Below are 24924 nucleotides of genomic sequence, written 5' to 3'. Positions count from 1 at the left end.
CCAGATTATTGTTATTTCGCCGCGCGCCCGACGGGCGGCAGCAAAAACGTATCCACTGCTCCTTTATAGGTAAAGCAGTATACCCGTGGCGAAAGAGGGGAAATTTGACGCGTTCGATTTTTTTGCGGTTCTTTATGATGATTTATCACTATTCCTGATGAATTTATCGCTTTAGTTCTCTCTATGAATTATTCGTGTTGTTGGCCGGGCGATGCGCTGTACAAAATTTGTCTCCGGGGGGAGGAACGAGTAGACTTCGTGCCCTTAGCAAAAAACGGAGACAAAACCATGAGCGAGACGGCAACCTGGCAGCCGAGCGCATCCATTCCTAACCTGTTGAAACGTGCAAAAATTATGACCGAAATCCGTCGTTTTTTTGCCGACCGGGGCGTACTGGAGGTGGAAACGCCCTGCATGAGCCAGGCGACGGTAACAGACGTTCACCTGTTCCCGTTTGAAACCCGTTTCGTCGGTCCTGGCCACTCTCAGGGGATGAATCTGTATCTGATGACCAGCCCGGAATACCATATGAAGCGCCTGCTTGCCGCGGGCTGCGGGCCGGTATATCAGCTTTGTCGCAGTTTCCGTAATGAAGAGATGGGACGTCACCATAATCCTGAGTTCACCATGCTGGAATGGTATCGTCCGCACTATGATATGTACCGCCTGATGAATGAGGTCGATGACCTCCTGCAACAGGTGCTCGAGTGTCCGGCAGCAGAAACGCTCTCCTATCAGCAGGCGTTTCAGCGCCATCTGGAAATCGATCCGCTTTCCGCCGATAAAACGCAGCTGCGTCAGGTGGCGGCGAAACTCGATCTCAGCAATATCGCCGATACCGAAGAGGATCGCGACACGCTCCTGCAACTGCTTTTTGCAATGGGCGTTGAGCCGCATATCGGGAAAGAGCGTCCGGCGTTCGTGTATCACTTCCCTGCAAGCCAGGCGTCGCTGGCGCAAATCAGCACTGAAGATCACCGCGTGGCAGAGCGTTTTGAGGTCTATTTCAAAGGGCTTGAGCTGGCGAACGGCTTCCATGAACTGACCGATGCACGTGAGCAGCAGCAGCGTTTTGAGCAGGATAACCGTAAGCGCGCAGCGCGCGGTCTGCCGCAGCAGCCGATTGACGTCAATTTGCTGGAAGCGCTAAAAGCGGGATTACCCGACTGCTCCGGCGTGGCATTAGGTGTGGATCGCCTGGTGATGCTGGCGCTGGGCGCGGAGACCCTTGCCGACGTGCTGGCCTTCAGCGTTGACAGAGCCTGATCTCTCGCACTCGTATCTAGCATGGAAATAAAAATTTCCAGTGCTAAAAACTGCCATTATCCGTTTACATGGGGCATCTTTCTGGTTTGCCCCATAAAGTCACAATAATCGTCCGGTCTTCTGCTACCATCCGCCGCTGCTACACACCCTTATGGATGGTTTTATGACTCACACAATAAAAAAGATGAGCCTGATCGGGCTTATCCTGATGATATTTACGTCCGTTTTTGGCTTTGCTAATAGCCCGTCGGCCTTTTTCCTGATGGGTTATAGCGCGACGCCGTTTTATATCTTTTCCGCGCTGTTTTTCTTTATCCCGTTTGCGCTGATGATGGCCGAAATGGGATCGGCGTATCGCAAAGAAGAGGGCGGGATTTACTCCTGGATGAATAACAGCGTCGGACCGCGCTATGCGTTTATCGGCACCTTTATGTGGTTTTCATCCTACGTTGTCTGGATGGTCAGTACCGCCGCCAAAGTATGGGTGCCTTTTTCCACCTTTCTTTTTGGCGCGGACAGAACGCAGGTCTGGTCTTTTGCTGGCCTGAGTTCCACCCAGGTCGTGGGGCTGCTGGCGGTACTGTGGATGCTGGTGGTGACGCTGGTGGCCTCGAAAGGGATTAACAAAATAGCGCGTATTACGGCGGTGGGCGGCATTGCCGTGATGTGTCTTAATCTGGTGCTCCTGCTGGCGAGCCTCGCTATCCTTTGCTTAAACGGCGGCCAGTTCGCCCAGCCGGTCGATTTCGCTACCTCGCCGAATCCCGGCTATCAGTCGGGGCTGGCCATGCTCTCTTTCGTTGTTTTTGCCATCTTTGCGTTTGGCGGCATTGAGGCCGTCGGCGGGCTGGTCGATAAAACGGAAAAGCCGGAAAAGAACTTTGCCAGAGGCATTGTTTTTGCCGCCATCGTCATTTCTGTCGGCTACTCGCTGGCGATCTTCCTGTGGGGCGTTAGTACTAACTGGCAGCAGGTGCTCAGTGACGGCAGCACTAACCTCGGCAACATCACCTACGTTCTGATGAAAAGCCTCGGCGTGACGTTAGGCCAGGCGATGCACTTATCGGCGGAAAACGCGCTGGTTATGGGCACCTGGTTTGCCAGAATTACCGGCCTGTCGATGTTCCTGGCCTATACCGGCGCATTCTTTACGCTGAGCTATTCGCCGCTGAAAGCGATTATTCAGGGCACGCCAAAAGCGCTGTGGCCGGCATCAATGACGCGCCTCAATCAAAATGGCATGCCGACGGTTGCGATGTGGATGCAGTGCGCGCTGGTAAGTCTGTTCATCCTGCTGGTCTCTTTTGGCGGCGATACGGCCTCGGCGTTTTATAACAAGCTTACGCTGATGGCGAACGTTTCCATGACGCTGCCGTATCTGTTCCTCGCGCTGGCCTTTCCCTTCTTTAAGGCTCGCCGGGACCTGGATCGCCCGTTCGTAATTTTTAAGAACCGGATGAGTACCTTTCTGGCAACGTCTATTGTGGTGTTAACCGTCTCCTTCGCCAATATCTTTACTGTTGTTCAGCCGGTCATTGAGGCTAACGACTGGAGCAGCGCGCTGTGGATGGTCGGTGGGCCGATCTTCTTCTCGCTGCTGGCGATGGGGATTTATGAGAATTACCGTTGCCGTACAACCCCGCTTGCGGTGGAGCGCGGATAATTCATTCTCTTACAGGGAGGCTTTGCAAGCCTCCCTCCTGTAATTACACGCTCCCCGCCGGACGCGTCCCTTTACCCGCCGACGTCAGCGTGCGTCCGGTTTGTCGACCGGAAAGCGTCTCCAGCCGCATCTGGAACGGCGGGAACGGCATCTCAATCCCGTGCTCGCGGAAGCCCGCCAGAATCAACTGGTGGATTTCATGACGCAGCGGCATCCGGTGGCCCATTTCAGCGGCATAAATACGCAGCTCGAAGATTTGAATACCCTGCTGAAGATCGACCAGGAATATCTCAGGCGGTGGGGTATCCAATACCAGCGAACAGCGCTGTGCCGCGGTCAGCAGGATTTGCGTCACCTCTTCGCTATTTGCGTCTGACGGAGCCGGAATGGTCAGCACCACGCGGGTCACGGAGTCCGACAGCGACCAGTTGATAAACTGCTCGGTGATAAACGCCTTGTTTGGCACGATGATCTCCTTGCGGTCCCAGTCGCTGATCGTCGTTGCGCGGGTGTTGATTTTGGTCACGCTACCGGTCAGGTCGCGGATGGTCACCGTATCGCCGATGCGGATCGGCTTCTCGAACAGGATAATCAGGCCGGAAATAAAGTTGGCGAAAATCTCCTGTAAACCAAAACCGAGACCCAGACCTAACGCGGCAACCAGCCATTGCAGCTTCGACCACTCAATGCCGATCATTGAGAAGCCCACCAGACCACCCACCAGCATTAACAGATATTTGGTGATGGTAGTGATGGCATAGCCGGTTCCCGGCGCAAGTTCCAGATGCTGAAGCAGCGCCAGCTCCAGCAGGGCGGGCAGGTTGCGCACCAGTTGGGTGGTGATGATAAACACCAGAATGGCGATCAGCACCGCGCCGAGGGTGATAGGCTCAATGCTCTCCACGCCCTGAAGCGTGGAAGTGACGTCCCACAGCGTAATGTTTTCCAGGAAGCCAAACGCCGAGTGGATTTCTGACCACAGCACAATCACGGAGAGCAGCGCAATCAGCATCAGAATCGAGCGTACCAGACGCAGCGACTGGGTACTGATGGCATCCAGATCCAGCTCGCTTTCGTCGATCTCTACCGCGCCTTCCAGGCTGGTGGCGTGCGGCGTCTCCTCTTCACCACGCGCACGCTGCGCCAGGATCTCGGCGCGGCGATGGCGGGCGCGGTCGAAGGCCAGTCGGCGGCGCTGGATCAGCATCCAGCGGCGGATGATATGGTAAATCACCAGCAGCAGGAACCAGATGGCGACCGAGGTTTCCAGTCGCGCCAGCAGCGCCTGCGCCGTGGCGAGATAGCCCACCGCCGCCGCCAGAATGGCGATCAGCGGCGCACCCATCATCAGGTTCCACAGCATGCTGTTGACCATATTGTCGCCGTTGCCCTCTTTATCGAGGTACAGCGGAATCCCCGCGCGTTTCAGGCTAAGCGTGACAATCGCCAGCGCGCCACAGATCAGGATAAAGCACAGCCGTCCCAGCGAGGCGGAGAACTCCCGATCGTTGAGATTATCGAACATGATCAGCGCCATAATCAGCGGCACAATCAGCCCGATACTCATCAGGTAATAGCGCATCGCCCGCGCCACGCGGTTACGCGGCCAGCCAAAGTGCGCCACAAACAGACCGGTCGGACGGGCAAAGGTCGCGCAAATCATCACCACCCACAGCAGCGGCACCGTGGCGGTCACACCGTTACCGATGGCGACCGCCAGCGGATAAGGCCAGGCCTCGCGCAAGCCATAGCCCAGCGTTGCCCACAGCACCGGCAGCGGGGAGGCCACCAGTATCGACCAGAATACCGTGCGCAGGGTCAGCCAGAAGTGATCCTGCGTCACCTTGCCAACGCGTGAAGAGGAGCGTTCGAGGAAACGGGTAAAATGCCGCCGTGAGTAAATGCTGAAGCCGACGAGCACCAGCGCGCCAAACAGCGGCAGCAGCGTCTCTTTACTGGTCAACATCATGATGCTGGCTTTGCCCAACTGGCTGACCGTATCCAGCGAGATGAGGCGGCGCAAATCCTGCACGACCTCAATAGGCCAGGAGATGGTTAGAGGATTGACGTCTGAGGTCCAGAACAGATAGCGGTGGGTGGCTTCGTTGACCTCTTTCAGCGCATCTTCAAGCTGGCTATTGGTAACTTTCAGCTTGGTGAGCTCCAGAATCAGCGTATCGCCGCCCTGTAATAGCGAAGAGAGCAGTTCACGCTGGGTGCGCAACTGCGCCTCCAGGATCCGGTTTTGTTCGGCGCTCAGCGGCTGGCCGTCTGCCTGGTGCATCTGGCGAAGCTGGGCCTGCTTGTTCAGCAGATCCTCATAGCGCATCCGGTGGACGCGTAGCTGAGCCATTTCAGTATCAAGCTGCTGTGGTTTCGGCATCTCCGGCAGACGGGCGACCTGGGCGCGCAGGGCATCGCCCAGCATATTGGACATCCCCAGCCACTGCGCCTGCTCGCGCAAGGTATTCAGCGCCTGACGCACCTGAAGCGTCTGGTTAGTCGCCTGACGCTGCTGCGAGGCAACTAAATCCATTCGCTGTGCCTGCTGGTTCAGCGCCTGCGACAGCTCACGGTTGACGGCGAACTGCTTAACGATATCCGGCGGCAGGTTGGCGCTGTTTTCCGCCAGCAGTTCGGTACTTTCCAGCGCTTTTTCGGCCTCGCGCTGGCGCTGGCTATTTACCTGGTTGCGCAGCGTCTGCAAGTACGTATCTAACTGCTGGCTCTGTTTTTGCGCCAGCTCAGAGCGCAGACGCGAAAGCTCCTGGCGGTTATTGGCGGAAAGCTGGGCCAGTTCCAGTTCATCGACCAGCGCCTTGAGTCTGGCGGATTCCGCCTGCGCGGCGAGGCTTTGCGCCTGGGTTAGCGCGGCGTTGCCATTCTGCGTGCCAGCGCGGCGTTCGACCTCGTTTAACTGGCGACGGGCGTCGGTCTGCTGCTGAGGAAGCTGGTTCAGGGAGTCGGCGATTTCACGTGCGCGCTCCTGCTCCTGCTGTGCCTCGCGGCTTTTATCCAGAAGCTGACTACTGACCTGAAGAATTTCCTGATTCAGCGCGTCGGTGGACATCCCGGCGGGCACGTCGCGCGGTTCGTCACGCAGGCTGTTAAGCTGGGCGCGCAGGGTTTGTGAGAGTTTGGGGAAGTTATCAATAACCTGTTGATACTGCTGCGCGCGCTCAAGCGAGCCTTTCCGCTCTTCAAGCGCGTTAAGTGCGGACTGGAGCGCCTCAACGGCTTCAGGCTGGGCGGGTTTCGCCGCCTTTGCCTGCTCCAGCTCCTGGGTTATCTGTTTAGCGTCGGGGGCCGTCGCCGCGTACGCCCCCATACTGAGGCACCAGGCCATCAGAAAAGTGATAATCAGGCGCACGGAAAACCCTTTACGTTGAATTAAATATCGTCTCGCTTGTCGTCAACCAGCGGGCTGGCGTCCAGCTCGGCGTTGACTTCTTCTTCCGACAGCGGGGCAGGTTCAGGCTGGACCTGCGCTTCCGTAGAGACCGCCAGCGGTTGTCCGATTTTGGTCACTGACAGACTGTGCAATGTTTCAACCAGGTTAACTTTACCCGGCGCAAATAGGTTAATCACTGTTGAACCGAGCTTAAAGCGGCCCATCTCCTGACCTTTCAGCAGCGCCACGGAACCGTCGCTTTCACCCTCCGGCCAGGTCCAGCGCTTGATAATGCCTTCGCGTGGCGGCGTGATGGTCCCAGCCCAGACGGTTTCAATGCTACCAACAATAGTCGCGCCCACCAGAATTTGCACCATCGGGCCGAATTCGGTATCGAAAAGGCAGATAACGCGCTCATTTCGGGCAAAAAGGTTAGGCACGTTTTGCGCGGTAAGATGGTTAACGGAGAACAGATCGCCCGGCACGTAAATCATCTCCCGCAGGATACCGTTACACGGCATATGAACGCGGTGATAGTCGCGCGGCGAGAGATAGGTGGTGACGAACGAGCCGTTACGGAACTGGTCAGCCAATTGGTAATTGCCTGCCAGAAGGGCTTCCAGCGAATAGTTATGCCCTTTGGCCTGCAAGATTTTGTCGTTTTCGATGTTACCTAGCTGGCTGATCACGCCATCGGCTGGCATTACCAGCACGTTAGGATCGGTATTCAGCGGACGAACTTCATCGCGCAGCGGGCGCACGAAGAAATCATTAAACGAACGATAGCTGGCGGTATCGGGCTTCTGCGCCTCTTTCATATCGACTTTGTAATATTTGACGAACAGATCGATAACCAGTTTGGTCAGCCAGCCAGCGCGTTTACTCGCGCCCCAGCCCGCCAGGCGAGTGAGCCACAGTTTCGGCAGAATGTATTGCAGCGAAAGTTTAAGATCGTTTAACACGATAGCCTCCAGGCCTTTGTTTTGTCGTTCCTGTACCCGCAGGGTATGCGGGTCCATGAAAAAAGGGGACGATTTTAGCGATGCTAAGCATAAATGTCAGTTATCGGTTTCAGAAAAGTTTTTACGCGTCTTTACCTGCGACATGCTTTCCAGAATGCGGTGATAATTGTCAAAACGGCTCTGCGCAATTTCCCCTTTCTCTACCGCTTCGCGAATGGCGCAGCCGGGATCGGTATCATGTTTACAGTCGCGATATTTGCACAGGCCTAAATAGTCGTGGAATTCGACAAAACCCTGAGTGATTTGTTCTGGCTCCAGATGCCAGAGGCCGAACTCGCGCACGCCGGGAGAGTCGATTACATCGCCGCCGTGCGGGAAGTGGTACAGGCGCGCCGCCGTGGTGGTGTGCTGGCCCAGGCCGGAGTTGTCGGAAACGTCGTTAGTCAGGATCTCAACCGGTAACCCTAACAGCGCGTTCAACAGGCTGGATTTGCCCACGCCAGATTGCCCGGCAAAGATGCTGATACGATCGGTCAGCGCCTCTTCCAGCGGTTTCAGCCCGTCCTGGGTATAGCTGGAGACCATCAGCACGCGATAGCCAATATGGCGGTAGATATCCATCTGTTCGTTCACAAAACGCATGCCGTCGTCATCCAGCAAGTCGATTTTGTTGAGGACGATGATCGGCTCAACTTCCAGCGTTTCACAGGCGACAAGATAGCGATCGATAATGTTGACTGATAATTCCGGCAGGATCGCCGAGACGATAACAATCTGGTCAATGTTGGCGGCAATTGGTTTCACGCCATCGTAAAAGTCCGGGCGCGTCAGAACCGAGGTACGCTCATGCACCGCTTCCACGATGCCTTTGACGTTGACGCCTTCCGCCGCCGCTTTTCCCGGACGCCAGACGACGCGGTCTCCGGTCACCAGCGAGCGAATGGTGCGGCGAATATTGCAGCGGTGGGTTTCACCGTCGGCAGATTCAACATCTACGTGCATGCCAAAGCGGCTGATGACGATGCCTTCCGCAGGCTCGCCAAACAGATTGTCATCATAATCAGGCTTCTCCGCAGTCGTGGTAAGTCGGCGCTGATGATTCGCTTTTACGCGGCGCTGCTGACCTTTGGAGAGTTTATTTTTACTCAATCGTACTGACTCCTGGTCGCCCGTCAGGGGCAAAACCTCTATGATACATGCTATCGATTAAGATTGCCGACCCGTCATCCGTCATAACGTTAACGAGTCTCGAATATAAAATTATGGGTGGAAAATAGCATGAGTGCAGATGAAAACAACCTGATTTGGATCGATCTGGAAATGACCGGGCTGGATCCCGAGCGCGATCGCATCATTGAAATTGCCACCCTGGTGACCGATGCGAATTTAAACATCCTCGCGGAAGGCCCGACGATTGCGGTGCATCAGTCCGACGCACAGCTGGCATTGATGGATGACTGGAATGTGCGCACCCATACCGGCAGTGGGCTGGTTGAACGGGTCAAAGCCAGCCAGTTCGACGACCGCGCAGCAGAGCTTGCCACGATTGCATTTTTACAGCAGTGGGTTCCGGCAGGCAAATCGCCGATTTGCGGTAACAGCATCGGTCAGGATCGCCGTTTTCTGTTTAAGTATATGCCAGCGCTGGAGGCGTATTTCCACTACCGCTATCTGGATGTCAGCACCCTGAAAGAACTGGCCCGTCGCTGGAAGCCGGAAATTCTGCCGGGCTTTACCAAGCAGGGTACTCATCAGGCGATGGATGATATCCGCGAATCCGTGGCCGAACTGGCGTATTACCGCGAGCATTTTATTCAGTTATAAGCATTGAACGGCTCTGTATAGCCCGACGCGCTTGCGAAGGGCGAAATTTGACGCTAAATTGTACGCCTTGCTGATAAAAGCAGCACTCAGGCAGGAAAGTTGAAAAATTGCAGTTCGGGGGCTTGCAGCATAAAGGATTTCTCGTATAATGCGCCTCCCGTACCGATGCAGAATTTGCAACGTTACACAGAGCGGGAATAGCTCAGTTGGTAGAGCACGACCTTGCCAAGGTCGGGGTCGCGAGTTCGAGTCTCGTTTCCCGCTCCAAATTTGATACCATCCTAATCACAGGATCTCGAGTTGCAACAAGGCAGCAACTGAACGAATCCTTAGGAGCTTACAAAAGTAAGTGACTAAGGTGAGTGAAGGCAGCCAACGCAGTGGCAGCTTGAAAGACGAAGATTAAGCGGGAATAGCTCAGTTGGTAGAGCACGACCTTGCCAAGGTCGGGGTCGCGAGTTCGAGTCTCGTTTCCCGCTCCAAAATTTGAAGATTTACACCACCCAAGCGGGAATAGCTCAGTTGGTAGAGCACGACCTTGCCAAGGTCGGGGTCGCGAGTTCGAGTCTCGTTTCCCGCTCCAAATTTCACCTTAAGAACAAATTATCCACAGCGGCAAGGCCCGTTGAATGGGGTATTTGTCACTTCTGACAAACTTCTGTAAACAGACTTATCCACAGGTTACGACAGCCGTCGGTTTGCCGATAAATGTTCAAAATGTAAATTATTTCTTGATAACTCAATGAAATATATAAATAAAATAATATTTCAAAATGTTAATTAGATCGCTTGACGAATTTTTGCGTGTTGAATACCAATGGGTTTTTAATTTTATACACACGCTGTGAATGAATCAGGCGTCGCGCGGCAGTCCTTTTTCAACCACCCGTACCAGCCGCTGTTTTTTCGGCAACTGCACTTCCACTACGCCGGCATTTCGCTTCTCGATTTGCTGCGTAATCGCCCATTCTATGTGTTCGTCGAGAAGTGGGTGCTCACCCCGGCGCGATTCCAGTGCCTGAATATTGGCTTCATCCCACGGTGCGTTTCCCAGTGCGACGGCAATATTTCGCAGCCAGCGCAGATGGCCGATACGGCGAATTGCCGATCCTTCGGTGACTTTCAGAAACCACGCCTCGCTCCAGGCAAACAGTTCGATCAGCTCCGGCGCGTGCAGCGATTTGCGCGGGCTGAAATCCTCTTCTTCGGTAAGCTGCGAATAGCGGTTCCACGGACAGATCAGCTGACAGTCATCGCAGCCGTAGATCCGGTTGCCCATCAGCGGACGGAATTCTTCAGGAATAGCGCCTTCCAGTTCAATCGTCAGATAGGAGATACAGCGCCGGGCGTCTACGGTATAGGGTTCAACAATCGCCCCGGTAGGGCAGATCGTCATGCAGGCGACGCAGCGCCCGCAGCCTTCTTCAACAGGGCTATCGACAGGAAGCGGTAAGTCGATTAACAGTTCGCCGAGAAAGAAGAACGATCCGGCATCGCGGCTAAGGATAAGTGAGTGCTTACCTGTCCAGCCCAGCCCGGCTTTTTCCGCCAGCGGACGCTCAAGCAGAGGCGCAGAATCGACAAAAGGTCTAAAATTCAGCGACGCGCACTGTTCCTGAATTTTCTCCCCAAGCTTTTTTAAGCGATTGCGCAGCAGCTTATGGTAGTCGCGCCCCAGCGCGTAGCGGCTGACGTAGCCAAGAGAGGGATTTTTCAGCGTGCGGGCGAAAGCAGCGTTGGCGGGCAGATAGTTCATGCGCACGCTGATGACGCGAAGCGTACCGGGTAAAAGCTCATGCGGACGGGCGCGCATCATGCCGTGACGCGCCATCCACTCCATTTCGCCGTGGTACTGCTTATCGAGCCACGCCTGTAGTTTCGGCTCGCTGGCGCTCAGGTCGGTATCGGCAATACCTACCTGCTGGAACCCGAGTTCAGTGCCCCATTGTTTAATATTTTGCGCTAACTGATTGAGATCGAGGGGCTGAGACATGACGGACCATAAGATGAATACAAACCGCGCAAGTATACCACACACTGTCTGGCCTGCGCAGGCGTTGCCGCACCTTGAACAGGAGGCGGCGGACGCATTAGGGATTACGTTATACGAGTTGATGCAACGTGCGGGTCTGGCGGCCTTTACGCTGGCGCGGGAGACGTATCCGGCTTCCCGCCACTGGCTGATTCTTTGCGGTGCTGGCAATAACGGCGGCGATGGCTACGTGGTGGCGAGACTGGCGCAGGCGGCGGGCATTCAGGTCAGCCTGATTGCGCTGGAGAGCGAGAAGCCGCTGCCGGAAGAGGCGGAAAGCGCGCGTAATGCCTGGCTTAACGCCGCCGGTACGATCCATGCGCCGGATGTCGCCTGGCCGGAAGGCGTTGATGTCATCATCGATGGCCTGTTGGGAACCGGACTGCGCAGCGCGCCGCGCGAGGCGATTGCCGCGCTGATTGACCATGCCAATAACCATCCGGCACCCGTGGTGGCGCTGGATATTCCCTCCGGGCTGCTGGCCCAGACGGGCGCGACGCCGGGCGCGGTCATTAACGCGGCCCTCACCATCACTTTTATTGCGCTTAAGCCCGGTCTGCTGACCGGCAAAGCCCGCGATGTCGTAGGGTGTCTGCATCATCATGCGCTGGGCCTGGAAGGCTGGCTGGCCAGTCAGGAAGCGCCCTATAACCGCTTTGACGGCGCGCAGCTGGCCGACTGGCTCAAACCGCGCCGTCCGACCTCCAATAAAGGCGATCACGGCAAGCTGCTGATTGTCGGCGGCGACCACGGTACGGCAGGGGCGATCCGTATGACCGGCGAGGCGGCGCTAAGGGCCGGAGCCGGGCTGGTACGCATCTTAACCCGTAGCGATAACATTGTTCCCATCCTCGCCGCGCGGCCAGAGTTGATGGTCCAGGAACTGACGCCGGAAGCGCTTGACGATAATCTTGAATGGGCAGATGTCGTGGTCATTGGTCCGGGCCTCGGACAGCAAAAATGGGGCAAACAGGCGCTGCATAAAGTTGAGAATTTTCGCAAACCGATGCTGTGGGATGCGGATGCGTTGAACCTGCTGGCAATCAACCCCGATACACGTCACAATCGCCTGTTGACCCCGCATCCCGGCGAGGCTGCCCGCTTATTAAACACCAGCGTGGCAGAAATTGAGAGCGATCGCTTACTTTCTGCGCAGCGTCTGGTAAAACAGTATGGCGGCACGGTGGTTTTGAAAGGAGCGGGGACGGTGATCGCCAGCCATGAAGGTTCGCTGGGCATTGCGGATGCTGGCAACGCCGGCATGGCGAGCGGCGGAATGGGAGACGTGCTGTCCGGTATTATCGGCGCACTGCTAGCCCAACAATTGCCGCTGTATGAGGCCGCCTGCGCGGGGTGCGTGGCGCACGGTGTCGCGGCTGACAAACTGGCGGCGCGCCACGGTACGCGTGGCATGCTGGCTACCGATCTTTTTTCCACGCTTATGCGTGTTGTTAACCCGGATGTGATTGACCCTGAACATGATTAATCGAGTGATTCCTTTACCCGACGAACAAGCGACACTGGACCTTGGCGACCGTATTGCTAAGGCCTGCGATGGCGCAACGGTGATTTATTTGTACGGCGACCTGGGCGCGGGCAAAACGACCTTCAGCCGCGGTTTTTTACAGGCGCTGGGCCATCGCGGCAATGTGAAAAGCCCGACCTACACGCTGGTGGAACCGTATACGCTCGACGCATTGATGGTGTATCACTTCGATTTATATCGCCTTGCCGACCCGGAAGAGCTGGAGTTTATGGGCATCCGTGACTATTTTACCGACGAGGCAATTTGTCTGGTGGAGTGGCCGCAACAGGGAACGGGCGTTCTGCCTGAACCGGATATAGAAATACACCTGGAATATCAGGCGCAGGGTCGTGAGGCGCGTATTGTGGCGGTCTCCGCATCAGGTAATTCGCTGCTGGCGCGTGTAGCCGGTTAACCTTAAGGGTGACGGGATGATGTATCGTATGCATAAGTGGTTGGTAGCACTGTTGGTTGTGCTGTGCGCGCAGGCCGGAGCGGCAAGCTTGTCCGATATCCAGGTCTCTAATGGCGATAGCCAGGCCCGTATTACCTTTAGTTTTATCGGCGATCCCGAATACGCTTTTTCACAGCAGGGCAATCGCACGGTGGCGCTGGATATCAAGCAAACCGGGGTGATCCAGGGGCTTCCGCTTCAGTTCAGCGGCGACAATCTGGTGAAAGCGATCCGTTCCGGCACGCCGAAAGATAACCAGTCGCTGCGGCTGGTGGTCGATCTCACGCAAAACGGCAAAACGCGCGCGGTGAAGCAGCAAAACGGCGGTAATTATACCGTTGTCTTTACCATCAACGCCGATGCGCCGCCGCCCCCGCCGCCAGTCGTGACGCAACCACGCGTTGCGCCACCGGTCGTCGCGCAAACCCAACCAGTCCAAACCGCGCGGCCAGTGCAACCCACCCAGCCGGCGAAAAACCCGTTCAAAGCGGACAATGACCGCATCACCAGCGTCACTAACAGTAATACCGTGACGCGGCCTGCGATGCGCACGCGTACAGCCTCAGGCGATAAAGTGATTATTGCGATTGATGCCGGACACGGCGGCCAGGATCCGGGCGCGATTGGTCCTGGCGGTACGCGTGAGAAAAACGTCACCATCGCTATCGCGCGTAAACTGCGCACGCTGCTCAACAACGATCCGATGTTCAAAGCGGTGATGACCCGCGACGGCGATTACTTTATCTCGGTGATGGGCCGTTCAGACGTGGCGCGTCAGCAGAATGCTAACTTCCTGGTGTCGATTCACGCCGATGCCGCGCCAAACCGCGACGCCACCGGCGCATCGGTGTGGGTGCTGTCGAACCGTCGCGCCAATAGCGAAATGGCAAGCTGGCTGGAACAGCACGAGAAGCAGTCTGAACTGCTTGGCGGCGCGGGCGATGTACTTGCTAACAGCCAGTCCGATCCCTACCTGAGCCAGGCGGTGCTGGATTTACAATTCGGCCATTCGCAGCGCGTCGGGTATGATGTTGCCACCAATATGCTGAGCCAGCTCCAGCGCATCGGTTCGCTGCACAAGCGGCGACCTGAGCACGCCAGCCTTGGCGTATTGCGCTCGCCGGATATTCCTTCCGTGCTGGTGGAAACCGGATTTATCAGCAACAACGGTGAGGAACGGCTGCTCGGCAGCGATGATTATCAGCAGCAACTCGCCAATGCAATCTATGAAGGGCTGCGTAACTACTTCCAGGCGCATCCACTCCAGCCGGGTCCGCAGAGTGGCTCAGGCCAGGTGGCCAGCGCGTCATCCCCTGCCGGGATGCTGCTTAACTAAGGAGATTTCATGCCGATTCAGGTTCTGCCGCCGCAGCTTGCAAACCAGATTGCCGCCGGTGAGGTGGTTGAACGCCCTGCATCGGTGGTGAAAGAGCTGGTAGAGAACAGTATCGATGCGGGTGCCACCCGCATCGATATTGATATCGAGCGCGGCGGCGCAAAGTTAATCCGTATCCGTGATAACGGCTGCGGTATCAAAAAAGACGAACTGGCGCTGGCACTCGCCCGCCACGCCACCAGTAAGATCACCACCCTTGACGATCTGGAAGCGATTATCAGCCTCGGCTTTCGCGGCGAGGCGCTGGCGAGTATCAGTTCCGTTTCGCGTCTGACCCTGACCTCACGCACGGCGGAGCAGCAGGAAGCCTGGCAGGCCTACGCGGAAGGGCGGGATATGGAGGTGACGGTCAAGCCCGCCGCTCATCCAGTGGGGACGACGCTGGAAGTGCTGGATCTGTTCTATAACACGCCCGCCAGGCGCAAGTTCATGCGCACCGAGAAAACCGAATTTAACCATATTGATGAGATTATTCGCCGCATCGCGCTGGCGCGTTTTGACGTCACCATTAACCTCAATCACAACGGTAAATTGGTGCGCCAGTACCGGGCCGTACAGCCGAATACACCGAGAGAGCGGCGGATGGGCGCGATTTGCGGGACCGCATTTCTCGAACAGGCGCTGGCGATTGAGTGGCAGCACGGTGATCTGACGCTGCGCGGCTGGGTGGCAAATCCGCAGGGCACCACGGCGGCGCTGGCGGAGACGCAATACAGCTACGTTAACGGGCGTATGATGCGCGATCGTCTGATTAATCATGCGATTCGTCAGGCCTGCGAGGATAAGCTGGGTATCGATCAACAGCCCGCCTTTGTGCTGTATCTCGAAATCGATCCGCATCAGGTGGACGTTAACGTGCATCCTGCCAAGCATGAGGTGCGTTTCCACCAGTCACGGCTGGTCCACGATTTTATTTACCAGGGTGTGCTGAGCGTCTTACAGCAAAGCCACGATACTCCGCTGCCGCTGGCAGATGAAAATACCCCTGCGCCGCGTCACGTACCGGAAAACCGCATCGCTGCCGGTCGCAATCAATTTGCCGAGCCCGCTCCGGCGCGTGAAGCTCCCGTCGCGCGATCTTCTGCTCCTTCAGGCAATGGCGGCGGCGCAAGCTGGCCTAATGCACAGCCGGGATACCAGAAAAAGCAGGGGACGCTCTACCGGGAGCTGCTGCAAACGCCAGGTACTCCACGCGAGGTCCGCGAGCCGCAACCCGCCGCGCCAGTGCTGGAAGGCCATAGCCAAAGCTTCGGCCGGGTGTTAACCATCCTGCATACTGAATATGCCCTGATGGAGCGGGAAGGGAAGCTCTGTTTGCTCTCGCTGCCAGTGGCAGAGCGCTGGCTAAGGCAAGCGCAGTTAACGCCGGGCAAAAACGAGATTTGCGCCCAGCCGCTGCTGATCCCGCTGCGTCTGAAAGTATCTGCACCTGAGATGACGGCGCTGACGGCAGCGCAGCAGTCGCTGGCGACATTGGGTATTGAATTTCAATCGGATGCGCAATATGTGACAATTCGCGCCGTGCCTTTACCCTTACGGCAACAAAATTTACAAAACTTGATTTCTGAACTGATAGGCTACCTGGCGCAGCATACGACACACCATGTGGACGATATCGCCCTGTGGCTTGCGCGTAACCTGGCCAGCGAACATAGCCAGTGGAATATGGCGCAGGCTATCTCGGTGCTGGCAGACGTCGAACGTCTCTGCCCCCATTTGGTGATGTCGCCGCCGGGCGGATTATTACAACCTGTAGAGATAGATACGGCGATGAACGCCCTGAAAGATGAGTAACGTGAGACAAGCAGAACTGCCGCAGGCAATTTTTTTAATGGGGCCAACGGCTTCCGGTAAGACCGCACTAGCAATTGAGTTACGTAAAGTTTTGCCAGTAGAGTTGATAAGCGTCGACTCCGCCCTTATTTATCAGGGAATGGATATCGGGACGGCGAAACCGAGCGAAGAAGAGCGTCGCGCTGCGCCGCACCGTTTATTAGATATTCTCGATCCTGCCCAGGCGTACTCCGCAGCCGATTTTCGCCGCGATGCGCTAAAAGAGATGGCAGAGATCACCGCAGCGGGCCGTATTCCGCTACTGGTTGGTGGTACCATGTTGTATTTTAAGGCCTTACTGGAAGGGTTATCACCGCTGCCTTCAGCGGACCCGAGCGTCAGGGCAAAGATTGAACAGCAGGCCGCAGAGCAGGGATGGGACGCGTTACATCGGCAGCTCCAGACAATAGATCCGGTTTCGGCCACGCGTATTCATCCAAATGATCCGCAAAGACTTTCCCGGGCACTGGAAGTTTTTTTCATTTCGGGTAAAACTTTAACGGAACTGACGCAAACGTCAGGAGAGGCTCTGCCTTACAAAGTGCATCAGTTTGCCATCGCTCCGGCGAGCCGCGAACTGCTCCATCAGCGCATTGAGCAGCGTTTTCATCAGATGTTGGCTTCAGATTTTGAAGCAGAAGTGCGAGCGCTTTTTGCTCGTGGAGATTTGCATACGGACATGCCTTCCATTCGTTGTGTGGGATATCGCCAGATGTGGTCATACCTTGAAGGTGAAATATCATACGATGAAATGGTTTATCGAGGTGTTTGCGCCACGAGACAGTTAGCAAAACGCCAGGTCACCTGGCTGCGTGGCTGGGAAGGGGTTCACTGGCTGGATAGTGAAGAACCGGAACAGGCACGTAACAAGGTGTTGCAGGTTGTTGGTGCTAACGCTCATTGAATGTGTACAATTGAGTCTTATCGTGCGCAATTTGCAGAATCGTAAGGTTCTACGTACAAAACAAGCATACATATAAGGAAAAGAGAGAATGGCTAAGGGGCAATCTTTACAAGACCCGTTCCTGAACGCATTACGTCGCGAACGCGTTCCGGTTTCTATTTATTTGGTGAATGGTATTAAGCTGCAAGGTCAAATCGAATCTTTCGATCAGTTCGTGATTCTGCTGAAAAACACGGTTAGCCAGATGGTGTATAAGCACGCTATCTCTACCGTGGTTCCGTCCCGTCCGGTATCGCATCACAGCAACAATGCTGCGGGCGGCACTGGCAGCAACTATCATCACGGTAGTAACGCGCAGGGTTCTTCTGCGTCCCAGCAAGACGGCGACGATAACGAGTAAGTTATTCGCTGTTTTTCCAGGCAGGGGAGCTTGTTTTTTCAGGTTCCCCGCTGGTTATTAATGAGGGTTTACGCTTGTTTGACCGTTATGATGCCGGTGAGCAGGCGGTACTGGTACACATCTATTTTTCGCAAGACAAGGATATGGAAGACCTACAGGAGTTTGAATCTCTGGTCTCTTCCGCCGGTGTCGATGCAACTCAGGTGATTACCGGTAGCCGTAAAGCACCGCACCCCAAGTATTATGTTGGTGAAGGTAAAGCAGTTGAAATTGCGGAAGCCGTAAAAGCGACTGGCGCGTCAGTCGTGCTGTTTGATCACGCCTTGAGTCCGGCCCAGGAACGTAACCTGGAACGCTTATGCGAATGCCGGGTTATCGACCGTACCGGTCTTATCTTAGATATTTTTGCCCAGCGCGCCCGTACCCACGAGGGTAAATTACAGGTCGAGTTGGCACAGTTGCGTCATATGGCAACCCGCCTGGTGCGTGGCTGGACGCACCTTGAAAGACAAAAAGGCGGTATTGGTTTGCGTGGCCCGGGGGAAACCCAGCTCGAAACCGACCGCCGTTTACTGCGCGACCGGATTATCCAAATCCAGTCACGGCTTGGCAAAGTGGAAAAACAGCGTGAGCAAGGGCGTCAATCGCGCATTAAAGCCGATATTCCGACCGTTTCATTAGTAGGTTACACCAACGCCGGAAAATCGACGCTGTTTAATCAGATCACGGAATCACAGGTATACGCGGCAGATCAGCTCTTCGCCACCCTCGACCCAACGCTGCGCCGTATCGACGTCGTGGATGTTGGCGAAACCGTGCTGGCGGACACCGTTGGATTTATCCGCCACCTGCCACACGATCTGGTTGCGGCGTTTAAAGCGACGCTGCTGGAAACGCGTCAGGCGACGCTGCTGCTGCACATTATTGATGCCGCCGACGTTCGCGTGCAGGAAAACATAGACGCGGTGAATACCGTGCTCGATGAGATTGACGCGCATGAAATTCCCACCCTGCTGGTGATGAATAAAATCGATATGCTGGAAGATTTCGAGCCGCGTATCGATCGCGATGAAGAGAATAAACCGGTCCGGGTCTGGCTCTCTGCACAGACCGGAGCGGGTGTACCGCTGCTTTTCGAGGCTTTGACTGAACGGCTTTCCGGCGAAATAGCGCAGCATACGTTGCGTCTACCTCCGCAGGAAGGGCGTCTGAGAAGCCGGTTTTATCAGCTTCAGGCAATAGAAAAAGAGTGGCTTGAGGACGACGGCAGTATCAGTCTGCAAATTCGCCTGCCCATTGTTGACTGGCGTCGACTCTGTAAACAAGAACCTGCTCTGGTTGAATATATTATTTAACCCGGCCGAAGTTATTTTCCCTCTTTTAGAGGATGCCCGGAACGTGCAGCACAGATGCGACGGGTATATCACCGCATAACAAATATGGAGTACAGACATGGCGTGGAACCAGCCCGGTAATAACGGACAAGACCGCGATCCCTGGGGAAGTAATAAACCTGGCGGCAACCCCGGTGGAAATGGAAACAAAGGTGGTCGTGAACAGGGACCGCCCGATCTGGACGATATCTTTCGCAAGCTGAGTAAGAAACTCGGCGGCTTCGGCGGTGGCGGTAAAGGAACCGGCGGCAATGCGCCGCAGGGACCTCGCGCTCAAATGGGCGGCCGCATTGTCGGTATCGTTGTCGCGGCAGTGGTTATTATCTGGGCGGCCAGTGGTTTCTATACCATTAAAGAAGCGGAACGCGGCGTGGTAACGCGCTTTGGTAAATTCAGCCACCTGGTTGAACCGGGTCTGAACTGGAAGCCAACCTTTATTGACGACGTCACCGCCGTCAACGTAGAGGCCGTGCGTGAACTGGCGGCGTCCGGCGTCATGCTGACCTCAGACGAAAACGTGGTGCGCGTTGAGATGAACGTGCAGTACCGCATCACCGATCCGCGTCGTTATCTGTTCAGCGTCACCAGTGCTGATGACAGCCTGCGTCAGGCCACGGACAGTGCGTTACGCGGTGTGATCGGTAAATACACTATGGACCGTATTCTGACCGAAGGTCGTACCGTGATTCGTAGCGATACCCAGCGCGAGCTGGAGGAGACCATTCGTCCGTACAATATGGGTATTACTCTGCTGGACGTTAACTTCCAGGCCGCACGTCCGCCGGAAGCCGTTCAGGCGGCGTTTGACGATGCGATCTCCGCCCGTGAAAACGAGCAGCAGTCCATTCGTGAAGCAGAAGCGTACAGCAACGAAGTGCAGCCGCGTGCTAACGGGTCAGCACAGCGTATTCTGGAAGAAGCCCGCGCGTACAAAACGCGGACGGTGTTAGAAGCGCAGGGTGAAGTCGCACGCTTTGCCAAGATGCTGCCGGAATATAAAGCCGCGCCGGAAATCACCCGCGAGCGTCTGTATATCGAAACCATGGAAAAAGTCCTTAGCCATACCCGCAAAGTACTGGTTAACGACAAGGGCGGTAACCTGATGGTTCTGCCGCTGGATCAAATGCTCAAAGGCAACAGCGCGTCTTCCGCAAAGAGCGATCGCAGTGGCGCAGATAACGTTCTGCGTCTGCCACCTGCGGCCTCAGGCAGCAATAGCGGTGCCAATAAACCATCGTCTGCCGAACAGGACGATATCATGGATCAACGCCGCGTGAATGCGCAGCGTAATGACTACCAGCGTCAGGGGGAATAACGATGCGTAAGTCTGTTATTGCGATTATCATCATCGTGCTGGTAGTGCTTTATACCTCATTGTTTGTGGTGAAAGAAGGCGAGCGTGGGATCACCATGCGCTTCGGTAAAGTACTGCGTGACGACGATAACAAACCGCTGATCTTCGAACCGGGCCTGCACTTTAAGGTTCCGTTTATCGAATCAGTGAAAACACTCGATGCCCGAATTCAGACCATGGATAACCAGGCCGATCGCTTTGTTACCAAAGAGAAAAAAGACCTGATCGTTGACTCCTATATCAAATGGCGTATCAGCGACTTCAGCCGCTACTACCTGGCAACCGGTGGTGGCGACGTTTCTCAGGCCGAAGTGCTGCTGAAACGTAAGTTCTCTGACCGTCTGCGTTCTGAAATTGGTCGTCTGGATGTGAAAGACATCGTTACCGACTCCCGTGGTCGCCTGACGCTGGAAGTCCGCGAAGCCCTGAACTCAGGCTCTGCCGGTACGGAAGACGAAGTGGCTACGCCGGGCGCAGATAACGAAATCGCCAAGGCAGCCGAGCGCGTTGCGGCGGAAACCAACGGTAAAGTCCCGGTGGTGAATCCGAACAGTATGGCGGCGCTGGGTATTGAAGTGGTTGACGTGCGAATCAAGCAAATCAACCTGCCGACCGAAGTCTCCGAAGCGATTTACAACCGTATGCGCGCCGAGCGTGAAGCGGTCGCGCGTCGTCACCGTTCACAGGGTGAAGAAGAGAAAGAGAAAATCCAGGCCGCAGCGGATTACGAAGTCACCAAAACGCTGGCAGAAGCCGAGCGTCAGGGCCGCATTATGCGCGGTGAAGGCGATGCAGAAGCCGCTAAGCTGTTTGCTGATGCCTTCAGCCAGGACCCGGATTTCTACGCCTTTATTCGTAGCCTGCGCGCTTACGAGAAGAGCTTCGAAAGCAATCAGGACGTGATGGTGATGAGTCCGGACAGCGATTTCTTCCGCTATATGAAGACGCCGACTAACGCGACGCGTTAATGAGTAAAAAACGCTGACCCATCATCGGGGTCAGCGTTTCCCTTCTGTTTATCCGCAACGCTCACACACCGTCACCCTCTCCACCATTCGCAAACGCTTGATGACCGATCAAAAATGTAGTCCAAATGGGGCTGATAATGGCTAAAGCACTGACTAAAAAACAACAGGCGCTTTTTGAGCAACTGGATAAAGAGACGCTCCTCGACATTGTGCAGCAGATCGTTGCTACGGACGCGAAAACGAAAAGGTGGCTTGTTGATGGCTGGTTGTCCACTCCTGATGAGGTGATCAAACGGCTCAACGCGGCCTGGTCCCGACAGGTAAAGAGCAGCCGTTACTATGATTACTACGCTGCCGATACGTTTTTTACTGCCCTGATCCGCAATATTGCACAACCGCTGGCGCAACAAACGGCCCATGCGCCCGCGCAGGTAGAGGCGCTGGCGGCAAAAATACTGCTGGATTTTGAGCGCCTGACCGCCCGTATTGATACCTCCAGCGGTAGCTGGCAGGATTTTACTGCAATCGTGTTTGCGACCTGGATACAGGCGCTGGCGGCGCAAAAGCATCGGACGCCGGAAGATATTGCGCAGGCGATTTTCCTCGTCGCCGGGGAATCCGACTGGTTTGATATCAGTGAGTTACTCAAATGGCGTAGCGCGTTGGGCAGCGAGGTACTGCGCATTCTGGCGCAACGCTTTATGCTGGCGGACAATGCTAATAACGCCATGCGTTTACTGCTGGCCGTGCGCGATGTGGATGCCGCGCTGGCGCTCTTTTCATCAGTACCGACGCTTAACAACGATAACGCGCTGGAGCTTGCCCGCCTGTTAATTGATGAGTTGCGAGCGCCAGAAGCCATCACGTTATTGCGTAGCCTGGAGAAACAGATCCCTGCGAAGTCTGCATGGTTTGTGGGCTGGGGCGAGCAGATGATCGCCGCATTGCTGGAGGAAGGGCAGCGTGAGCAGGCCAGAGACATCGCCCTTAATGGATTTTCCCGCTCCGCTAAACCCACGTTCTGGCAATTGTATCTACAGGCTGGCGGCGATGAAGCGAATGACTTTCCTCTGTTTTTGAATATGGCGAGCAAAAACGGCAATGAAGAAGCCATCGTTTTTCTCGAGGCCGTGCAGAACTATGGGTTACTGAGCGATATCGTTACGGGGCAGTCTCCCGTGGGTATCACAATTTATCTGCCGGACGACATTGTTGGTTCTTTCTGGCGCACGCTCTCTTCCAAGTTATTCAAACATGGCTATGCACAGGCAGCGGTGGTGCTCCGTCGCCGTTTGGCGGAGAATGCCATTGATCGCGCCACCAGTCAGTACTATACCTATGCCGCCAGTGACGCCAAAAAGGCGATTGATTATTGTGCCGAACTGGAGTCGTTAACCGGTTTTATGAATTCCCGGAGCTGGCTACAGGCGTTATATAAAGCGCATTCTCGCAAATATTCATTGTGGGATAGTATGCAGGAAAAGATTGCCGGGCTGACGGTCAATAAACAAGGACTGTACTGGCAGCCAGTAGCGTAACGAGACATGGCATCACTAACGCCGCAGCAAATTGACCACCTTGATACATTGGATCACGACACGCTGCTGGCAGACCGCCGTGCTGCGCCTGATTGAGCCGCACGTTTATTTCTGGCGTCTTTATCTACAGGCTGGCGGCGATGCTGTGTTGTCACCTGGCTTCAGGCGATGTATATGAGATATCGACGTAAATATTCGTTGTGGAATATTATGCAGCAAAACGTGCCGGGCTTAAGTATCAGTAAAGGCGTCGGGCCAGTCTGGAAAAAACAAGGATAACGACAGTGAACTCCACCATCTTACTGGCCCTCGCGCTGGTTTTAGTCCTCGAAGGCCTGGGGCCGATGCTCTACCCGCGCGCCTGGCGCAAAATGATCGCCGCCATGACCCAGCTACCGGACACTATTTTACGACGTTTTGGCGGTGGACTTGTGGTTGCTGGCTTTGTGATCTACTACATGTTGACGAAAACGATTGGCTGATCAAAAAGTGGTCGGATTTGCCGTTTTTCGGTTGCAAAAAGTGCTGATCAACGCCAAAAGCGGTGGTAGAATCCATTTTTAAGCAATCGGTGATTTTAAAATGGGTAACAACGTCGTCGTACTGGGCACCCAATGGGGTGACGAAGGTAAAGGGAAGATCGTCGATCTTCTGACTGAACGGGCTAAATATGTGGTGCGCTATCAGGGCGGTCACAACGCAGGCCATACTCTCGTAATCAACGGTGAAAAAACCGTTCTCCATCTTATTCCATCAGGCATTCTCCGCGATAACGTCACCAGCATCATCGGTAACGGCGTTGTGCTGTCGCCTGCTGCACTGATGAAAGAGATGAAAGAACTGGAAGACCGTGGTATCCCGGTTCGTGAGCGTCTGTTGCTCTCTGAAGCCTGCCCGCTGATCCTCGATTATCACGTCGCGCTGGACGTGGCGCGTGAAAAAGCGCGCGGCGCGAAAGCCATCGGTACGACCGGTCGCGGCATCGGCCCGGCTTACGAAGATAAAGTAGCCCGTCGCGGCCTGCGCGTTGGCGACCTGTTCGACAAAGCGACCTTCGCCGACAAACTGAAAGAAGTGATGGAATATCATAACTTCCAGCTGGTGAACTTCTACAAAGTTGACGCCGTTGACTACCAGAAAGTGCTGGACGATGTGATGGCAATTGCCGACATCCTCACCGCGATGGTGGTTGATGTTTCCGATCTGCTGGATCAGGCTCGTCAGCGCGGCGACTTCGTCATGTTCGAAGGCGCGCAGGGTACGCTGCTGGATATCGACCACGGTACCTATCCGTATGTGACCTCGTCGAACACCACCGCGGGTGGCGTGGCGACCGGTTCCGGCCTGGGTCCGCGTTATGTTGATTACGTGCTCGGCATCATTAAGGCGTACTCCACTCGCGTGGGTGCCGGTCCGTTCCCGACCGAACTGTTTGATGATACCGGCGAGTTTCTGTGCAAACAGGGTAACGAATATGGTGCCACTACCGGCCGTCGTCGTCGTACCGGCTGGCTGGATGCGGTTGCGGTAAAACGTGCGGTGCAGATCAACTCCCTGTCCGGCTTCTGCCTGACCAAACTGGACGTGCTGGACGGCCTGAAAGAGGTGAAAATCTGCGTCGGATACCGTATGCCGGATGGACGTGAAGTCACCGTTACGCCGCTGGCTGCCGACAACTGGGAAGGTATCGAGCCGATTTACGAAACCCTGCCGGGCTGGTCTGAGTCTACTTTTGGCGTTAAAACCCGTGACGGCCTGCCGCAGACGGCGCTGGACTACATCAAGCGTATCGAAGAACTGACCGGCGTTCCGGTTGATATCATCTCTACCGGTCCGGATCGTACCGAGACCATGATCCTGCGCGATCCGTTCGACGCATAATCATTATTGATGACTGGCCTGCGACGAAACGCGCAGGCCAGATAAGCAAAGCCCGCCCTGAACTTCTGCTTTTTATCTCCCCGAACAAATAAATTAGCGGCCTGACGGTTGGCTGGTTTATCATCACTGTAATAAATAT

19 protein-coding genes and 3 tRNA genes are annotated in these 24924 nt (G+C 55.4%); 18 read left to right on the top strand and 4 right to left on the bottom strand.

The window, feature by feature from the left end:
* Nucleotides 1-288: 288 nt before the first annotated feature.
* Both epmA and yjeM read left to right on the top strand, forming a co-directional pair.
* Nucleotides 289-1266: an elongation factor P--(R)-beta-lysine ligase gene (epmA, locus tag INT84_RS13280; RefSeq protein WP_194207160.1), complete on the top strand. Its 978-nt coding sequence runs from the start codon at nucleotides 289-291 to the stop codon at nucleotides 1264-1266.
* A 163-nt stretch (nucleotides 1267-1429) separates the two neighbouring features.
* Nucleotides 1430-2929, top strand: a complete 1500-nt coding sequence (gene yjeM, locus INT84_RS13275) for a glutamate/gamma-aminobutyrate family transporter YjeM (RefSeq protein ID WP_194207159.1) — start codon at nucleotides 1430-1432, stop codon at nucleotides 2927-2929.
* 43 nt (nucleotides 2930-2972) lie between these two features.
* Here yjeM and mscM read toward each other — a convergent pair whose 3' ends face one another.
* The 3 genes from mscM to rsgA all read right to left on the bottom strand — a co-directional run bounded on the left by mscM (nucleotide 2973) and on the right by rsgA (nucleotide 8431).
* On the bottom strand, nucleotides 2973-6299 hold the full coding sequence (gene mscM, locus INT84_RS13270) for a miniconductance mechanosensitive channel MscM (RefSeq protein ID WP_194207158.1): 3327 nt from the start codon (nucleotides 6297-6299) through the stop codon (nucleotides 2973-2975).
* Between the two features lie 20 nt (nucleotides 6300-6319).
* The gene (gene asd, locus INT84_RS13265) at nucleotides 6320-7282 is read right to left on the bottom strand and encodes an archaetidylserine decarboxylase (protein ID WP_194207157.1); all 963 of its coding nucleotides are present in this window, start codon (nucleotides 7280-7282) and stop codon (nucleotides 6320-6322) included.
* Nucleotides 7283-7378: 96 nt separating this feature from the next.
* Nucleotides 7379-8431, bottom strand: coding sequence for a small ribosomal subunit biogenesis GTPase RsgA (gene rsgA, locus INT84_RS13260; RefSeq protein ID WP_176919238.1), 1053 nt, complete (start codon nucleotides 8429-8431; stop codon nucleotides 7379-7381).
* Between the two features lie 129 nt (nucleotides 8432-8560).
* Here rsgA and orn point away from each other — a divergent pair, with 129 nt between their 5' ends.
* The 4 genes from orn (at nucleotide 8561) to INT84_RS13240 (ending at nucleotide 9689) form a co-directional block, all read left to right on the top strand.
* The gene (orn, locus tag INT84_RS13255) at nucleotides 8561-9106 is read left to right on the top strand and encodes an oligoribonuclease (RefSeq protein WP_176919239.1); all 546 of its coding nucleotides are present in this window, start codon (nucleotides 8561-8563) and stop codon (nucleotides 9104-9106) included.
* A 191-nt stretch (nucleotides 9107-9297) separates the two neighbouring features.
* Nucleotides 9298-9373: transfer RNA gene (locus INT84_RS13250), tRNA-Gly, on the top strand.
* 139 nt (nucleotides 9374-9512) lie between these two features.
* Nucleotides 9513-9588: transfer RNA gene (locus tag INT84_RS13245), tRNA-Gly, on the top strand.
* A gap of 25 nt (nucleotides 9589-9613) precedes the next feature.
* Nucleotides 9614-9689, top strand: a tRNA-Gly gene (locus tag INT84_RS13240).
* Between the two features lie 270 nt (nucleotides 9690-9959).
* On the opposite strand, the gene queG is transcribed toward INT84_RS13240, so the two are convergent.
* Complete coding sequence (gene queG / locus INT84_RS13235) at nucleotides 9960-11099, bottom strand: tRNA epoxyqueuosine(34) reductase QueG (RefSeq protein ID WP_194207156.1); 1140 nt, start codon at nucleotides 11097-11099, stop codon at nucleotides 9960-9962.
* Between queG and nnr the strand changes: the two genes are divergently transcribed.
* The 12 genes from nnr (at nucleotide 11098) to INT84_RS13175 (ending at nucleotide 24785) form a co-directional block, all read left to right on the top strand.
* On the top strand, nucleotides 11098-12624 hold the full coding sequence (nnr, locus tag INT84_RS13230; protein WP_194207155.1) for a bifunctional ADP-dependent NAD(P)H-hydrate dehydratase/NAD(P)H-hydrate epimerase: 1527 nt from the start codon (nucleotides 11098-11100) through the stop codon (nucleotides 12622-12624). The two genes, queG and nnr, sit on opposite strands and share 2 nt — an antisense overlap.
* Nucleotides 12617-13078, top strand: coding sequence for a tRNA (adenosine(37)-N6)-threonylcarbamoyltransferase complex ATPase subunit type 1 TsaE (gene tsaE / locus INT84_RS13225; protein ID WP_194207154.1), 462 nt, complete (start codon nucleotides 12617-12619; stop codon nucleotides 13076-13078). Before nnr ends, tsaE begins: the two co-directional genes overlap by 8 nt.
* A 16-nt stretch (nucleotides 13079-13094) precedes the next feature.
* Nucleotides 13095-14453, top strand: a complete 1359-nt coding sequence (gene amiB, locus INT84_RS13220; protein ID WP_176919243.1) for an N-acetylmuramoyl-L-alanine amidase AmiB — start codon at nucleotides 13095-13097, stop codon at nucleotides 14451-14453.
* 9 nt (nucleotides 14454-14462) lie between these two features.
* Nucleotides 14463-16307, top strand: coding sequence for a DNA mismatch repair endonuclease MutL (mutL, locus tag INT84_RS13215; protein ID WP_194207153.1), 1845 nt, complete (start codon nucleotides 14463-14465; stop codon nucleotides 16305-16307).
* Nucleotides 16300-17250 carry a tRNA (adenosine(37)-N6)-dimethylallyltransferase MiaA gene (gene miaA / locus INT84_RS13210; RefSeq protein ID WP_176919245.1) on the top strand — a complete coding sequence of 317 codons (951 nt, stop codon included), beginning with the start codon at nucleotides 16300-16302 and terminating at the stop codon, nucleotides 17248-17250. The genes mutL and miaA overlap by 8 nt, the downstream gene beginning before the upstream one ends.
* 88 nt (nucleotides 17251-17338) lie before the next feature.
* On the top strand, nucleotides 17339-17650 hold the full coding sequence (hfq, locus tag INT84_RS13205; RefSeq protein WP_176919246.1) for an RNA chaperone Hfq: 312 nt from the start codon (nucleotides 17339-17341) through the stop codon (nucleotides 17648-17650).
* 74 nt (nucleotides 17651-17724) lie between these two features.
* The gene (gene hflX, locus INT84_RS13200) at nucleotides 17725-19005 is read left to right on the top strand and encodes a ribosome rescue GTPase HflX (RefSeq protein ID WP_176919247.1); all 1281 of its coding nucleotides are present in this window, start codon (nucleotides 17725-17727) and stop codon (nucleotides 19003-19005) included.
* 97 nt (nucleotides 19006-19102) lie between these two features.
* Nucleotides 19103-20359, top strand: coding sequence for an FtsH protease activity modulator HflK (hflK, locus tag INT84_RS13195; RefSeq protein WP_194207152.1), 1257 nt, complete (start codon nucleotides 19103-19105; stop codon nucleotides 20357-20359).
* Between the two features lie 2 nt (nucleotides 20360-20361).
* Nucleotides 20362-21366, top strand: a complete 1005-nt coding sequence (hflC, locus tag INT84_RS13190) for a protease modulator HflC (protein ID WP_176919249.1) — start codon at nucleotides 20362-20364, stop codon at nucleotides 21364-21366.
* Nucleotides 21367-21503: 137 nt separating this feature from the next.
* A complete protein-coding gene (locus tag INT84_RS13185) occupies nucleotides 21504-22904 on the top strand; it encodes a DUF6880 family protein (RefSeq protein ID WP_194207151.1) in 1401 nt (466 codons plus the stop codon).
* A gap of 284 nt (nucleotides 22905-23188) precedes the next feature.
* On the top strand, nucleotides 23189-23386 hold the full coding sequence (locus INT84_RS13180) for a DUF2065 domain-containing protein (RefSeq protein ID WP_176919251.1): 198 nt from the start codon (nucleotides 23189-23191) through the stop codon (nucleotides 23384-23386).
* A 100-nt stretch (nucleotides 23387-23486) separates the two neighbouring features.
* Nucleotides 23487-24785 (top strand): adenylosuccinate synthase, encoded by a 1299-nt coding sequence (locus INT84_RS13175; protein ID WP_103678514.1) that lies wholly within the window; start codon nucleotides 23487-23489, stop codon nucleotides 24783-24785.
* Nucleotides 24786-24924 lie beyond the last annotated feature (139 nt).

Origin of the sequence: Superficieibacter sp. 1612_C1 (assembly GCF_015234305.1) — a bacterium.
In the GTDB taxonomy this organism is placed as follows: domain Bacteria; phylum Pseudomonadota; class Gammaproteobacteria; order Enterobacterales; family Enterobacteriaceae; genus Superficieibacter.
The sequence above is the reverse complement of the archived record's forward strand: the minus strand, read 5'-3'. Positions and strand labels throughout refer to the sequence as shown.

Excerpts from the sequence above, each read along its gene's own strand:
- queG (WP_194207156.1), bottom strand. The coding sequence starts at position 11,099 with ATGTCTCAGCCCCTCGATCTCAATCAGTTAGCGCAAAATATTAAACAA.
- INT84_RS13185 (WP_194207151.1), top strand. The coding sequence starts at position 21,504 with ATGGCTAAAGCACTGACTAAAAAACAACAGGCGCTTTTTGAGCAACTG.
- mutL (WP_194207153.1), top strand. The coding sequence starts at position 14,463 with ATGCCGATTCAGGTTCTGCCGCCGCAGCTTGCAAACCAGATTGCCGCC.
- hfq (WP_176919246.1), top strand. The coding sequence starts at position 17,339 with ATGGCTAAGGGGCAATCTTTACAAGACCCGTTCCTGAACGCATTACGT.
- orn (WP_176919239.1), top strand. The coding sequence starts at position 8,561 with ATGAGTGCAGATGAAAACAACCTGATTTGGATCGATCTGGAAATGACC.
- tsaE (WP_194207154.1), top strand. The coding sequence starts at position 12,617 with ATGATTAATCGAGTGATTCCTTTACCCGACGAACAAGCGACACTGGAC.
- hflK (WP_194207152.1), top strand. The coding sequence starts at position 19,103 with ATGGCGTGGAACCAGCCCGGTAATAACGGACAAGACCGCGATCCCTGG.
- yjeM (WP_194207159.1), top strand. The coding sequence starts at position 1,430 with ATGACTCACACAATAAAAAAGATGAGCCTGATCGGGCTTATCCTGATG.
- INT84_RS13175 (WP_103678514.1), top strand. The coding sequence starts at position 23,487 with ATGGGTAACAACGTCGTCGTACTGGGCACCCAATGGGGTGACGAAGGT.
- nnr (WP_194207155.1), top strand. The coding sequence starts at position 11,098 with ATGACGGACCATAAGATGAATACAAACCGCGCAAGTATACCACACACT.
- miaA (WP_176919245.1), top strand. The coding sequence starts at position 16,300 with ATGAGTAACGTGAGACAAGCAGAACTGCCGCAGGCAATTTTTTTAATG.
- hflC (WP_176919249.1), top strand. The coding sequence starts at position 20,362 with ATGCGTAAGTCTGTTATTGCGATTATCATCATCGTGCTGGTAGTGCTT.
- amiB (WP_176919243.1), top strand. The coding sequence starts at position 13,095 with ATGATGTATCGTATGCATAAGTGGTTGGTAGCACTGTTGGTTGTGCTG.
- epmA (WP_194207160.1), top strand. The coding sequence starts at position 289 with ATGAGCGAGACGGCAACCTGGCAGCCGAGCGCATCCATTCCTAACCTG.